Here is a 13739-nt window from a genome sequence, read left to right as displayed (position 1 = left end):
TGAGGGCTTGAGAACGAGGCGGAGCAAAGCGAAGGCGGCCTTCGGTCAGACCAGCCACATCGAGGACGCGAGGTGCGCGCCCTTCCGTGAAACACCGGGCCAGACGAAAGGCGGCCTCCCGTCGGCATGATGATCGCAACCTCGGTAACGCTCAGGCACTATCAAACTCGGCTGCCCCCGTCATCTGTGATCGCATAACGACAAACATCCTCAGTCGGGAAACGGACCCAACCGCCTCCTCATATCGGTCGAAAGACGACGGGCCGACTGCTGAAACTCCAGGAGCCGCGCGGCTGCAATCAAGAAGGAACGGCCGCTCCACGATCATGAAATATACCCATTAAGGGCTGGGCGCCGGCCCTGGCCGGCTTGGTGTGGCTCGGCCCCAAGGTTGTCGGCCGAACATGGGTCGGCCGCAAGGCGGCGGCTTCGCCCCGCTGCGCAGCGCTTAGGTGCTGAAGTCAACGATCCTTTCCTGGTGGACGATCACACGCCACACATCCCATCGCATTCGTTCGGCCACAGGTCGAGCTGGCCGCGTTCGGCCGCTGTCGAAAAGTCGACTTCATCGAGGGGAACGCCGGATCGATCTAGAAAGAGCTCGCCGCGGGTACTGCGCAGGCACGTGCGGATCGCCCGGTCAACCGCGACAGCATCGGACCATGCCTCGGCGTCATTGTCCCCGCATGGATTGCCAAAGGCTGTTGGCGTGGAAGGGACAGCGGATGCAGGCGCTTTTGGGCGGATCGGGGTGGCCGTGGCTCCTGAGCCCGTCGAGGCAATCCTCCCAGCTTATCCGCCTCTCGATGAGAGGAAACCGGTTGACCTGCCGGGCCTCACGGCTCGGCTTCGTCCGCAGAACTCGTCCATGGGAAAGCCAAGCCATTGCGTGACGACGGGATGCGACGGAGCGCCGGCCGGTGAGGCCCGCCAGTTCCTGCACCTTGCGCCGCATCTGCTCGATCGTGGCGGTTTGCACTGCGTTCGGATCATTCCGATGGAGACATTGCACGCCGGTCGACGGTGCGGGTAAAAGTGGGAGCCGATGCCCCGCCCTTGACGGTGTTGAGCAAGATGATCAGAGACGGCAGCCGGCTCCTCAGCACGTGTCGGCGAATATCGCGCAATCCAATGGCTTCGCTATCATGTTGCCTTCCTTCGGACTGAAATACCTGCCAGTTACGGGTTCGATTTAATAGGCCACGGAGAAGACGATTGACGGAAGCGCATTCGGAAATAACTCAACGCAGACTTGAGCTCACCACCCGCATCGTGTCCGCCTATTTGGCCCACAATGTCGTTCCCACCACTGACCTTCCGGATCTAATTCAGCAAACCTACGACTCCTTGGACGGGACGTCTCGAGCAGTGCAAGCCGAGCCCGTCACCGAGGAGCGACGCCCCGCGGTCGCTATCAAGAAATCGGTTACAGAGGACTTCATCATCTGCCTGGAGGACGGCGGGAAATTCAAATCTCTCAAGCGGCACCTGATGGCAAAGTACGGTCTCACGCCGCAACAATATCGGGAGAAATGGAAGCTTCCGGCCGACTATCCGATGACAGCTCCGAGTTATACTCGACAGCGCTCTGCACTTGCACGAGCAACAGGCCTGGGAAAGAAAGCTGTACCGGCACCCGAACCCCGTGCTCCCGTTCGCAAGAAGTTAGGACTGAAGTTCAGCTGATGCCGCCGTCCGCTGAGCCGTCGCAAGTGAGAATGCTTTCAAGCTGCGTATTCCAATGACACAGGACAATGGTTCCAAACGAAACCGGTCTCCCGCTTAAATACCGGACGGCTTTCCGAGGCGAAGCTGACGGGTGCGGCCCCAGTCATGAGAACGTTGAAGATCGCGCTCGCTGAGCGGACTCGGGTTAGCAAGAGCGCGGAGCCACAGAGCGCGGATCGACCTTGACGTCTTCTGTAATCTCGGTGGCTGGTGCTGCATTTCTGGCATCCGCACGACGATCAATCTCGGTGCGCAGCGTCACGAGATCGATGAAGTGGTCCGCTTGACGACGAAGTTCATCCGCAACCATAGGCGGCTGAGTGGCCATAGTCGAGACGACGGAAACCTTGCGTCCCTTGCGTTGCAGCGCTTTTACGAGTCTTGTGAAATCGCCGTCGCCGGAGAAAATGACGAGGTGATCCGCAGCCTGGCTTTGCTCCAGAGCGTCGATTGTCAGTTCAATGTCCATGCTGCCCTTGATCTTGCGCCGGCCAAGCGAGTCGGTGAACTCCTTCGCCGCCTTAGTGACGACGATGTAGCCGTTATAGTCGAGCCAGTCGACCAGTGGACGGATCGAGGAAAAGTCCAGCTCCTCTACGAGGGCCGTGTAATAATATGCCCGCAAAACATACGCGCGCTTTTGGAATGCGCTTAACAACTTGCGGTAATCGACATCGAAGCCCAAGCTCCTTGAGGCCGCATAAAGATTGGGGCCATCGATAAAAAGGGCGATTTTCTCTCGGGAATCGAACATTTGGGCTCCTGGACAGTGCAACCGTTGGCAGCGATGCTGCGGATGCCGGCATCTATTCGTTGCCGCCCCCGGCTGGACCCTTCGACTATTGGGAAATGTCACTATCGATGGGCTTGGACATGTCGCTCTCGTGACGGATCTTCCTGGCTCCCAACCGCATGGGCAGTACTTGAGATCGGCACCGGCGCGGCTACCGCCAAGCTGAGTCGCCCGGTCTTCCGGCCGCCCCGCACCCGTATGCGGGCAGGCTGCCGACATAGTGGCGCTCGAACGTTAGGCGTTGAAAAGGGTCACGGCGCATATATCGCTCCACCGGAAGTCCGCCTCTCGCATGAGGAGTCCGCTTGGACCGCGGGCGTTGAAAGCGCCCGCAGCAACTCCTGCCAGCGCTGCTGGTGCGAGGGGACGCCCTCCCGTGTCCAGCCAAGGACCTTTGCGGCATCCTCCGGATCGTCGAAGACCTGCGCCTTATTGTCGTGCAGGGCGACGACGAGCTTCTTCACGTCGTTGGCCGACAGGGTGACGCCATCACCGGTTTTCGGGTCCGTGAAGGTCAGCGATCCGGGAAGGAGCCAGTGGGTGCCGATGCCTCCGTTGCGCAGCACCGCGGGCATGGCGATCTCGTGGACCCTAATCGTCGAACCCCGCCTGCAGTAGATGTCCTTGAGATCGGCCAGGAGCTCGCCTTCTAGCGCCAGGCCGAGCTGACCGCCGGCGCCGAGCACGGAATTGAAACCGAAGCTTTCGGTGTAGTGATCATCGGACGCGGACACGTCGGCGACGACGACGTGCAATGGCGCCAGCCCTACGGCCGCCGGCGGGCGCCGCATCGTCTCTCGGACGGCAAAATAGAGGGTTATCGCACCGCGGTTCTCCACCGCGCCGCCGTCGGTCACCCAATATCGCCGCACTGCCGATCCGGGCGCCGCTTGAAGGTCTATGGCGGCATCGGGAAAGACCGGCGGAAAGTTGGCGCTGAGCGCGGCCGCGCGCGCGATCGAAAGACTGGCGTCGTTCAGCGTGACGATCTCCATTCCCTCGCCGGCACTCAGGCTCGCCTCCGGCTTTCGCAGGTTCGTCAGCACCACACGTCCCCCCGCGCCGGCGGCATTGCCTTCGGCCCGGCATTTCCGGGCCTGTTCCGGCAGCGGCAGACCGCCGTTCGCGCAGCGACCACTTGCGGCATCGAAGGAGCCAAGCATCGCCGTATTCAGAATGAGGCCGAAGGATAGGTCCGCCATGACGCCGGCGCCCAAGCGACAGGCGAAGGACTCGGCCAGGATGCTGCCGAGGCGGCTCCGCGCCGGCATCCATCCCACGACCTGCTCGTTACGGGAGAACGCCTCGCCGCACGCAGCATTTCGCCACCGCCAGCGGCCGAAGACGATCCGCATGTCGCTGGCGCCGTCTAAGACGTACTCGATGAACGGCAAGGCCATCGTGTCGGAGAAGCGCTGCCATGCCGCGTCATCGGGCGGCCCCGGTCGGCGGAGTTCGTCTTCGTGCAGGGCGAAATAGGCGAGAGCGGCACTGCCGCCGGAGACGCCGCTTGCGGCGACAACCTCGCAAATGCGCCCCTGTTTCGCGAGTCCGTGCAGAAGCGACGCGGTGTAGATTGCCGCGCGCGTTCCGCCGCCGGAGGCAACAACCGCGATCCGGGGCGTGTCCGGGCCGAGTGCCGGGCAGGCGCCGGCAGGCCCTGTTTCGGTTTGCAGCAGGGACAAGAGGTCGAGGTCCGCCGGTGGCGCCCGATTGACGGCCATTTCCGGCGGCTGCACGGCGCCGAAGAGGCTCACCACCCATGGTATGCCGATCAGTCCGAATGCAAATACCCCGGTGATCGCGGGATAGACGAAGGCCGAACGTTGCAGGTTGCGGACGCTCGCCAGCGGATGGGAGGTGTCGGTTCTCTCTGCAGACATGCGCTCGAGCTGGGTTCGAAACGCGGTGAGCACTTCCGCTGCGGTGAGGAATTGCAACGCCGGGCCCGAGGCCTCGTAGCTGTCCTCGTATTCACCCGCGATCTTCAGCCGTCCCGCGCCATGCAAGGCGATGCTGCGTCCCGCGTCCTTGACCTTGCTGAGATCCGAGCCGCCTTTGTAGGGGTAGTCAATGCTAAGTGGCGTGAACTCACTGCCTGTGCCCGCAAGCAACCGGATCAGGCGTCGCGCCAAGAAGTGGTCGCTCCAGAAGGCGTAGTACCAGGCAACCGCATAGGCGAGCGCCACATATTTCATGATGGTGGTGTTGCCGTAGCCGCTGCTACCGGCGTTGAACAGATAGGTGATGTAGTGGACCTCCGCGAGGCGCAGCACGGCAACGACGATCACAAGCACACTGATCACGAATTGCGGCCCAACGAAGAAGAGTCGGCCGAGCGTCTTCAATACCTCCATCAGCCGTTCGAAGAGAATGCCGAGGAAAAGGGCGAACCAGGCCGCGGCGCCAGCGATAATAAAACCGGGCCAGAGGTAGTGGTCCGGGACAAAGAGGACGAGAAGCGACCCGGGCAACAGCAATTCCACCGGATGGCTGATCGGCGCGATGAAGAACGCCGAAACGAGGGCCGCGAGGGGTCCCCTCCCCATGAAGTCGTAGCGATCCTTCGGTGCGAAGAGCTCGACGTTCGGGAGCGCGTGCGCAAGCGTCCCGTTCGTGCCCGTACGAAACAGAGCGCGGGCGATCGTCCACACCGCGCCGAGCGACACCGCCAGCATCGCCGCGATCGCGACGCCCACATGCAGCCGCAGGGCCTGCGTGTCGGTTCCGAAGGCTTCCGGCGGGGCAAGAACGACATGGATGGCCGCCAGCAGGACGAGGATGAAAAGCTGCCCTGCGAGGAGATAGGCATGCAGCAATCGACTGCGTTCAGCGAGGATATGAAGAAGAGCCAAAAGCCCCAGACCGAAGACCAGCGTCGCGATGTTCGCAACCTCGGTCCGCAATGTCGGCCCGAGCGCCATGGCGGTGATCAGCACAAGCCCGAGTGTCGGCACGTACCACGGGTAACCGTCAGGTGCCAGCCATGTCCAGAACCGGCCCCGCCCCGCGGGCAAGGGCTGGTTCACCCGCGCGTCAAACCTTCGCCACCAGCGAACGAACCGCCTCACCCTGGCGCCGAGCCAGTTGTAAAGGCTGGCATCGTTTTCGTCGCTGTTCTTCAGGGGGCGCGTCATGGCCGACCTCCTATCGTTCAGGGCGCCGCATCCGCCAGGATGACGTCGGCCGCTTTTTCCGCAACCATGTAGACTGCGGCGGCGAGGAAGTAGCCGGGGATGCGCGGAAATACCGACGCGTCGACCACGCGCAATCCGCTGACGCCGTGGACGCGAAAGGCGCTGTCGACGACGCCGCCAAGCTCGCGCGGACCGATGGCACAGGTGCCGCAGGCATGATGTCCCCAGGCGTTTTCACGCACATAGGTGCGAAGTGCTTCGTCGCTCGTGATGTTGCGCCCGGGCTCCTCCTCGTCAGCGACCATATCGTCCATGCCGTCGACGGCCTTGCGCACGAAGCGTATGCCTTCGGCGACGGCGTCGAGATCGACGTTGTAATCGCCAGTACCTTCCTGGAAAGAGTGGAACTGGATCTCCGGCGCTATGCCTATGTCTGCGCCCCGCAGCCGGACGTATCCGCCCCGGTTCTGCGAATAGGCCTTGAGCACCACCCAGCTCAGGAAGTCCGGCGCGCGGATCCGCTCCGAATAGCCGCGATAATAGCCCCGGAAGTCAGCGAGCAGCGAGAAACAGTGGAGATCGGGCTGGGTCAGGCTTTCACGCGACTTCAGGGCCAGCGAGAACAACACGCCGTTGCTCGTGTAGTTGCCGAGACGGAACCACTGCCACCAGCGATAATACCGATCATGACGGGTGTAGGTGGCACCTTTCAGCATTTTCCACGGCCGTTTCACGCGGTTGACGACCGAAACCTCGTAGCGGTCCTGCAGATTCCGGCCGACCCCCGGTAGCGGAGCGACAACCGCAATGCCGTGCGCATCCAAGTGCTGCGGGTCGCCGATGCCCGACAGCATCAGGATTTGCGGCGATGCAAAGGTGCCGGCAGCAACGATCACTTCGCGCCGCGCCCGGATCAGATACTGCTTGCCGTCCTCCGACCGGCACCAGACGCCGACTGCCCTGCCGTCCTCGATCGCGATGCGGGTCACCGCCGCTTTCAGGCGAATTGTCAGACGATCGGGATGGCGCCTTTGCACGTCCAACAGCCGCTCGCGCGGTCCTGAGCGAGCATGACGCCGGGTCGAAAGCGGCGTCAGGCGGACGCCGCAGGCGCCCGGATTCCACCACCGTCGGTCGTTGGGGTCGACTTCAGTCGTCTCCCAGCCGAGGCCCGGCCGGCGATAGCTGTCCGCCGCCGCCCTCACCGAATTGAGCAGCGCGCGCCGCAAGGGCCGATCGATCAATGCTCTAAGCGGCAAGGAGCGCTCCGTCGTCATCCAGCCCCACCAGCCGTGACCGGTCGGATTGAGGCCGGTGACGAACGCAAGCCAGCGCCAGAGGAAGAAGCGATACCGGCACCGCTCGATCCGCTCGAAATAGGCCTGCATGCGCGAGGCCTTCCAGCTCTCGTCGCCGGTCAGTTCCCTGATATGGTTCCAGTCGGCGTCGTTCGGTCGCACGATAATCATCGCGTGATGGGCGCTGCAGCCGCCGAGGCCACTCGCCCGCGGGTAGAGTACCCCGTCTTCCTCGGCCGAATAACGCCAATCGCGACGCTGAAGATCGAGGTCGGCATAGTGCCGAACCCAATAGTCCTTCGCCATGCCCGGGTGCTCGGATGCGAAGGCATGAAAGGCCGGGACGCGATAGGCGTCGGCGAGCGGCATGTCCTTATCCCGGTCGAGGCCGGGGGCGAGCGGGTCCGAGCCGGCCTCCAGCACCAGGACGTCCCTGCCCTCCTCCGCCAGTCGCGCAGCGACGACGGCGCCGCCGGCGCCGGCGCCTATGACGATGTAGTCGTGAACCGCTTGCTCGGGCATGATTAGAGCTGCTTCAGAAAGGCGATCAGGGCCTCTTTGTCCGAACTGGACAGGTCGGCGCCGAACAGATGACCGCGATTGACCACGTAGTCCGGGCATTTGCTCAGGCCCACCAGCGCGTCGATCAGACCGGTTTCGCGGATAACTTGTTCTGCATGGGCCTGGACCGTCGGGTTGGAGAGCTCCTGGGGCGAGCATTGGCCGCCGAGCTTGGCAAAGGCGCCGATCAGCGTCGGGCTCGCCGAGATCAGGCGTTTGTAATGGGCGAGCATGTCGTCCTCGTCATTGTCGGGAAGAAGCTTGGTGTTTGCGAGCGCATTCACCGGAAAGCCCTTCGGGAACGGCCCGAGATGCAGCGAACCGTCCGGACCGAACGCCCAGCCCGCCAATCGATTGAGCGGACCCGCGAAGCGGCGCACGCCATCCGGCATGTAGCCCGCCGGTACGATGAGGCAGGACGGCGCGGAGGTACGATAGATGTAGCCCGGTACCGGCGCCGTCGTCATGTCATCGGTGCGGCGCGTTGCCGGTGACAGCAATTGCCGGATCGAGCGGTCGAACACGACGAGCCGGTTCTCGACACAGGGCAGATAGGGATCGTCCGGATCGGCGGCCGGGCAGCTCGCGCCGTAGGCAGGCCCCGTCGCGCCATTGGCAGCGACGTCATATGTCCCCTGGTAATGGCTGTCCTCGTGGCCGAGCGAATTGTTGAGGAAGAAGGGGGCGGTCGACCAGAGGCTGACGAGCGACGGCGGCCGCAGATAACCTCTGCCGTTGCCGAGCGACTTCAGCGGCATGGTTGCGCCCGAAACCGGGTGGTTGACGGCAAGCTCACGCGGGGGCGGCAAGGACTTGTAGGTCGAGGACGTGAAATTGTCCCAGATGTCGCCGGAAAGGCCATTGGTGGCAAGCGCGCTGCAGGCATTGGTGCCGACCACGTCGATCGGCACGCGCCGCTCGGTCGAGAGATAATTGCCGTCGAGGAACGTTTCACGCCCACTGGCATCGCGCGCTGTCACGAGTTCGACCATGCCTTTCTTGAACTCGGCCGATTGCGCCCATGCCCAATAGCGGTCCCAACACTCGCGATAGTGCGGTCCGGCCCCGCCGCCCGCGCAGATCCCCGCATCCACACCGGATTCGACGGGCGGCACGGGCTGCTTGCTCGAATGGCAGGCGGCACAATTTTCCGCAAAGATCATCTTGCCACGCTCCACCGCACCCGGATCGCGTGCAGCGAGGTATGCCGCGCCGCCGGGAGCGTCGGCCAGCCGGTCGGCGCGCGCGGTAACGAGAAAGAAGATCGCCATGTCGGCGGTCATGTCCTCGGTCGCCCCCCAATAGGCGGAATTCTTCTGCGCGTCGGCAATGCGGATCGGCGATATCTTCTGACCGCCGAGGAACGGGCGGAAGTGCAGGAGCCATTCCTCACTGAAGAGCCCGATGTTCAGATAGACGCGGTTGAGTGCACCGAGGGTCCCGACCGAGTCGGCGCCGTCCTTCAGCACCCGCATCGAGGCGGCATTGCCGCTGCCTACATCGTAAAGCGAGCTGAAGGCGCTCGTCTGCGGGTAATCCTGGAACTGCTTGTTGTCCCGTTCGTCTCCCTCGAGCCGCTCCTGTCCCTGCCCCGCCGCGATCAGAAGCCGCGCAGCCACCTCATAGACTGCATTCATGGTCCGTGGATTGTTCATGTAGTCGGTGGAGACCAGCGAGGTGTCGAGCGATCCGGGAGGATTGGTGTGGAAGAGCTGGAACAGGAAGTTCCCTTCGTTCCGCGCAGGCTCGCCCGCCCTTTTGCGCGGCGCCGTGTTCCAGAAGAAGATGCGCTCCACCCAGAAATACTGTGCACCTGGATTTGAAGAAAGCTCGGTCCAGTCCGGTTTCTCCGGATCCTTTGGCGGATTGATCGGGTTCGGCCCGACATGACAGAAAGCGCAGGACATACCGACGCGGTAGGGACGCACAAGATTCTTGTCGTTGTAATAGGTGGCGTCGTTATAGTAGCGCACCGGATCCCATTTCTTCGCGGCCTCCGCGTCGAAGTCGGGATTGGGGAAGAGGCGGAGCCCGACGACCCCGCTCGGCTTTCCGTAATAGGAGCCTGCCGGCATGGTCTCGCCCTTGAGCCATTCGCTCTTGCCACGCGCGCCGATGACCACCCCCGGATAGCGGGCGTCCGCGGCGGCGTTGCCACCGAAGGGATCGGTCGTGCAGTCCTCGAGGCGTTCGTCGAGCCAGAGGCCGTGCTTGTCCGGTTCCTTTGCCTGACGGAAACAGGGTTCGTTGACGAGGCCGAGATAGCGCCAGCGGTTCCACCGGCCATAGGCCTGTTTCGGAGGGGAAGAGATGAGCTTCAGGAGGTCGAAGGAGCCAATCGCCGTGCGTGCCGCAAAATCCCAGAAACGGTCGTTGCCGCCGGTCCAGACGATCCAGGCGTTCTGCCCGCGGATCGCAGCCTGACGCACCGCCTCGGGTTCGAGGCCGGTCGCCTTGGCGACTTGCCTGATCTCCGGCGGATAGTCGGCACCCGGCGCCGGTGGCAGGAGCAGGCCTTTGTCCATGGCGGCGAAGTAAGGCTCCGGCGCCGCGCGAAAGTCGCTGCGGCTGAGGCCAGCGCGCTTGGCTTCGTCCTCGACGGTGCCGAACGCCGCTGCATCGGGTTCGACGAGCGCGCGCACGATCAGAACCGCGCCGACGACAGCCACCACGCCCAGCCCGACGACAGCTGTCACCGTATAGACCAAAAGGCGCTTGATTCGTTTCCTGAGCGTCATTGCTTGCCTCCCCCGTTGCAGCGGTCAAAGCGTCTTGAGATAGGCGAGGAGGTCTTCCTTCGCCCTTGCAGGCAGGTCCGTGCCCCAGAGATGTCCCGTATTGCCGTTGCCCGGCTGCGCGGTGTCGTAGAGCGAGCCGTAGCGCTCGCCGTCCGTGCCGGCAGCGCTGACGAACCCGCCATTTGCCGGATCGATCAGATCATAGCCCCGATAGAACTGGCGCGGGCGCTGCGCCGGCGGATCGAGCAGCGCCTTCAACGTCGGAACGCTGCCGTTGTGCAGGTAGGGGCCGCGCAGCCAGAGTCCCCTGAGACCGGTGGCGACATATCCTTCGGTCTTGTGAAAGTTCGCAAAGCCCCACTTGTAATCGGATTCGTAGTCCGCATAGCGCTGCCGCGCGGCCAGGGTCCACATGTCGAGGCGATGCCGATCGGTGCCAACTTCGACGATCGAAATCGGCGTGCGGTAGCGCGCACCGCCGGGCTCATGACAAGTGGCGCACTCGGCCTGGTAGATCGCACGCCCTGCGTCGATTGCCGCCGGGTCGGCGCGATACGGGTCGCCGATCGGCCGTGCGCTCGAGAACGGCGACGGCGGCGGTGGCTGCAGACGGATGAAGTCGCTCATCCGGTCGAGTGTCTCCTCTGTTCTCGGGAAGGACGTGTAGGTCATTCCGTCGCCGATCGCTCCCGAAAGCACAGTCTCGCGCAGATCCGTCTGTAGGCCGTCCCAATGGAGAGAGAAGCGGCGTTCGTTGGTCGCTTCAAGCTCGCCGAGCGACCACAACGGCATCATGTCAGAGTTGCCGATGGTGCCGTCGTCGGGGAGACGGAGATTCTGGAACTTCACCGGATTGAAGGGGTCGATGCGTCCGGGTCCCCAATCAGGGCGGCTCTGCATCCAGGTAAATGTCCGGCCCTGCTCCTTAAGCGCCGCCCGCGTTGCCGGTATCAGAAGGAAACGATAGAGCGCGCGCTCCCAGAGCGGCATGTCATAGATCGCAGTGATCTCGGGCATGATCGCGTCGGCGGTAAAGCGCGGATCGGCGCCGGCGGCAATCAGGAAGCGGATATAGGCTTGCGGGTTGACCCGGCCCCCGGCCCCGGCAGTGACGAGCGTCGGCGGGTCGTATGCCGACAGCCGGTAGCTTCCCTGGTGACAGAACGCACAGTTCGGCGCGACGCGCGGGATGACGCCGAGCGTACTCATGGAGAGGCCGACCGGCACCGGCTCGCCCCGCGCCCAAAAGAGGCCAAAGGCGCTGTAGCCGTCCTTGTTTGCCGGCAGATACTCGGGAAAGAGCTGCGGCAGCACGCGCCAGATCCAGTAGGGCAGACCTTGCGTCTCCTCGTTGCCGATCGAGCCGTGATTGAAGACCTGCGCGAGGTCGTTCGTCCTTGGCTGCGCCACAGGGCGGAATAGAAGCAGGTACGCCGCGGAGGCCACAGCAACGAGGGTGATCAGCACGCCCAGCAGAACCTTCCAGAAACGCCGCTGTCTCTGCCTCATATTCCCCTCCCGCTGGCTAGATCCTGCTCCAGGCTGACGATGCGCAGCAGGCATATGAGGGTGGCGATCCCGATCGAACCGTCGAGCAGCACGCCGGCCAGGAAACCGACCGGCTGCCCGAACGCAAAGACCGCAAGGAAGAAGAACACCGCCCCGAAGGTGCGCGACGGGAAGACCGCGAGCCAGGCGAAGATGCGATAGCGATCGATGTCGAACGTCGCCGGGATGTAGAAGATCGACAGGATACCGAGGAGCAAGCCGGAGAAGCGCGGCCAAATCAGTTGCTGCGCCGGAACATCGAAAAGATCGAGGATCCAGTGCGGCCAGAAGACGAGCGGCACCACGAATGCGAAGTTCAGCAGGATGCCGACCCAGACGAGGATCGCGTGCCGTGTCTTCCACTTGGCGAGTGATTGAACGTGGATCATAGCGTTTTCATGTACTCGATGAGCGCGTCCTTGGCCGACGCGGGCAGATCGGTCCCGTAGCGCGGGCCCTCATGACCGGTATTGGCGTTTCCGGGACGGGACGTGTCATAGCGGAAGAGCGATCCGCCCGGCGCGGCGGCGTCCGTGCGATAACCGACCCGTTCGAGGTCGAGCTCGTCGCTGCCGCGGTACCAGACGGCAGGGCGCCGACTGCTCGGCTCGAGCAGATCGCGCAGCGTCGGGACGGAACCGTTATGAAGGTAGGGAGAGCGCGCCCAGATGCCGTCGAGCGGATGGTTCGCGTAGCCTTCCGTCTTGTGGAACCGTTGGAAGCGCCAGGGATAGCCGGCATAGAGGAGGCTCTGCGCGGCGACGAAATTGTCGGTATAGGAAGCCCAGCGGCCGGGGTCCGTGCCGATTTCCGCGAGCGGTTCTACCTTACCGAGCCGCGGATAACGGTTGGTGTCGTAGTCATAACCATTGGGCCCGCGTTGGCCGTGGCACTCGGCGCAATAGCGGGTGAAGAGATGCTCGCCTTCAGCGGCCTTGGTCCGGTCGATCTGGTCGGCGGCAGGAAACCTTGGCGGCTGCAGATCCCACATCCATCGCTCGATCCGTCCGATCGATCGCCTGTCGACCGTCACCGGCGTCACGCCGGCGCCCAGTGCTGCGCTCAAGTTTCGCTCGGCCACCGAGTCGTTGTTGCCGTCCCAGTGGAGGTTCATGCCCTCGCGCGGGCGCTGCTGCCAAATCGCGGGATAATCCGACGAACCATTGAGCGCTGCGCCGCTGATGTTTTCCGGCCCCATCGGAAAATTGAACTGGATCGCCTTGTAGGGGTTGAAGGTGTCCACCCGACCCGGACCCCATGGCTCCTGACGGGAAACGAATGCGAGCCGCCTGCCGAGATCGAGGAAGGCAGTCTTCACGCGCGGGAAGACGATGTGGCGGTAGATGGCCCGCTTGAAGACGTTCAGGTTGCCGCCGACCTCATCGCTGTTGATCGCCGTGATCAGGGTATCGGCGTTGAAGCCCGGATCTCGCCCGACATCGATCAGGAAGGTGATCATCTCCTGCAGTCTGAGATTGTTGGACGGTGCGCCGGGGATCATGTGCTGTTTCATCTCGCCCGGCAGGCGATAGGTGCCGACGTGGCAGACCGAACAGTTCAGCCAGACCCGTTCCACGCCCGAGACGACGCGCCGCGAAACGCCGATCGGCAGATCCGCGTCCGGCGTCTGATAAAGAAAGCCGAAGCGGCGATAGCCTTCACCGCCAAGTCGGTCCTTGTACATGACCGGAAGCGCCTTGAAGACCCAGTATGGTGGGCCGGTGGCGACCTCGCTGCCGATCGAGCCGTGCAGGAAGTGCTGCGTCTCATCCTCGAAGGCGAGCACGTATTGGTTGACGAACAGGAGGTAATAGCCAATCCCCAGCACCAGCAGCACCAGGATCAACAGTCTCCAGCGCCGCGCGCGCGACACCGCGACTTCTACCGGGGTCAAGCGATCGTCGTCACTGCTCATCTTGCAAGCTCCAGCGGTCGC

General features: G+C 63.5%; 9 protein-coding genes. 1 reads left to right on the top strand and 8 read right to left on the bottom strand.

What is annotated here, in order from left to right; all coding sequences use genetic code 11:
* Positions 1-673: 673 nt before the first annotated feature.
* On the bottom strand, positions 674-979 hold the full coding sequence (locus QN219_RS22795; RefSeq protein ID WP_284002324.1) for a hypothetical protein: 306 nt from the start codon (positions 977-979) through the stop codon (positions 674-676).
* 236 nt (positions 980-1215) lie between these two features.
* On the opposite strand from QN219_RS22795, the gene QN219_RS22790 reads away from it, so the two are divergent.
* Complete coding sequence (locus QN219_RS22790; protein ID WP_284002323.1) at positions 1216-1686, top strand: MucR family transcriptional regulator; 471 nt, start codon at positions 1216-1218, stop codon at positions 1684-1686.
* A gap of 187 nt (positions 1687-1873) precedes the next feature.
* On the opposite strand, the gene QN219_RS22785 is transcribed toward QN219_RS22790, so the two are convergent.
* The 7 genes from QN219_RS22785 to QN219_RS22755 form a co-directional block, all read right to left on the bottom strand.
* A complete protein-coding gene (locus QN219_RS22785) occupies positions 1874-2482 on the bottom strand; it encodes an NYN domain-containing protein (RefSeq protein WP_284002321.1) in 609 nt (202 codons plus the stop codon).
* Positions 2483-2772: 290 nt separating this feature from the next.
* Complete coding sequence (locus tag QN219_RS22780) at positions 2773-5658, bottom strand: hypothetical protein (protein ID WP_284002320.1); 2886 nt, start codon at positions 5656-5658, stop codon at positions 2773-2775.
* A gap of 17 nt (positions 5659-5675) precedes the next feature.
* Entirely contained in the window at positions 5676-7478 is a 1803-nt protein-coding gene (locus tag QN219_RS22775; RefSeq protein ID WP_284002319.1) for a GMC oxidoreductase, read from the bottom strand.
* A 2-nt stretch (positions 7479-7480) separates the two neighbouring features.
* Positions 7481-10255, bottom strand: coding sequence for a cytochrome c (locus QN219_RS22770; protein ID WP_284002316.1), 2775 nt, complete (start codon positions 10253-10255; stop codon positions 7481-7483).
* A 24-nt stretch (positions 10256-10279) separates the two neighbouring features.
* Positions 10280-11764 carry a c-type cytochrome gene (locus QN219_RS22765; protein WP_284002313.1) on the bottom strand — a complete coding sequence of 495 codons (1485 nt, stop codon included), beginning with the start codon at positions 11762-11764 and terminating at the stop codon, positions 10280-10282.
* Positions 11761-12192 (bottom strand): hypothetical protein, encoded by a 432-nt coding sequence (locus QN219_RS22760; protein ID WP_284002310.1) that lies wholly within the window; start codon positions 12190-12192, stop codon positions 11761-11763. Before QN219_RS22760 ends, QN219_RS22765 begins: the two co-directional genes overlap by 4 nt.
* The gene (locus QN219_RS22755) at positions 12189-13718 is read right to left on the bottom strand and encodes a cytochrome c (RefSeq protein ID WP_284002309.1); all 1530 of its coding nucleotides are present in this window, start codon (positions 13716-13718) and stop codon (positions 12189-12191) included. Before QN219_RS22755 ends, QN219_RS22760 begins: the two co-directional genes overlap by 4 nt.
* Between the last annotated feature and the right edge of the window lie 21 nt (positions 13719-13739).

Origin of the sequence: Sinorhizobium sp. 8-89, assembly GCF_030124325.1 — a bacterium.
Taxonomy (GTDB): Bacteria; Pseudomonadota; Alphaproteobacteria; order Rhizobiales; family Rhizobiaceae; genus Sinorhizobium.
Note: the sequence above shows the minus strand (reverse complement) of the source record. Positions and strands in the feature narration are given on the sequence as shown.

What these genes read in the sequence shown, in the direction of transcription:
- QN219_RS22775 (WP_284002319.1), bottom strand. Translation starts at nt 7,478, where the DNA reads ATGCCCGAGCAAGCGGTTCACGACTACATCGTCATAGGCGCCGGCGCC.
- QN219_RS22780 (WP_284002320.1), bottom strand. Translation starts at nt 5,658, where the DNA reads ATGACGCGCCCCCTGAAGAACAGCGACGAAAACGATGCCAGCCTTTAC.
- QN219_RS22755 (WP_284002309.1), bottom strand. Translation starts at nt 13,718, where the DNA reads ATGAGCAGTGACGACGATCGCTTGACCCCGGTAGAAGTCGCGGTGTCG.
- QN219_RS22765 (WP_284002313.1), bottom strand. Translation starts at nt 11,764, where the DNA reads ATGAGGCAGAGACAGCGGCGTTTCTGGAAGGTTCTGCTGGGCGTGCTG.
- QN219_RS22785 (WP_284002321.1), bottom strand. Translation starts at nt 2,482, where the DNA reads ATGTTCGATTCCCGAGAGAAAATCGCCCTTTTTATCGATGGCCCCAAT.
- QN219_RS22760 (WP_284002310.1), bottom strand. Translation starts at nt 12,192, where the DNA reads ATGATCCACGTTCAATCACTCGCCAAGTGGAAGACACGGCACGCGATC.
- QN219_RS22770 (WP_284002316.1), bottom strand. Translation starts at nt 10,255, where the DNA reads ATGACGCTCAGGAAACGAATCAAGCGCCTTTTGGTCTATACGGTGACA.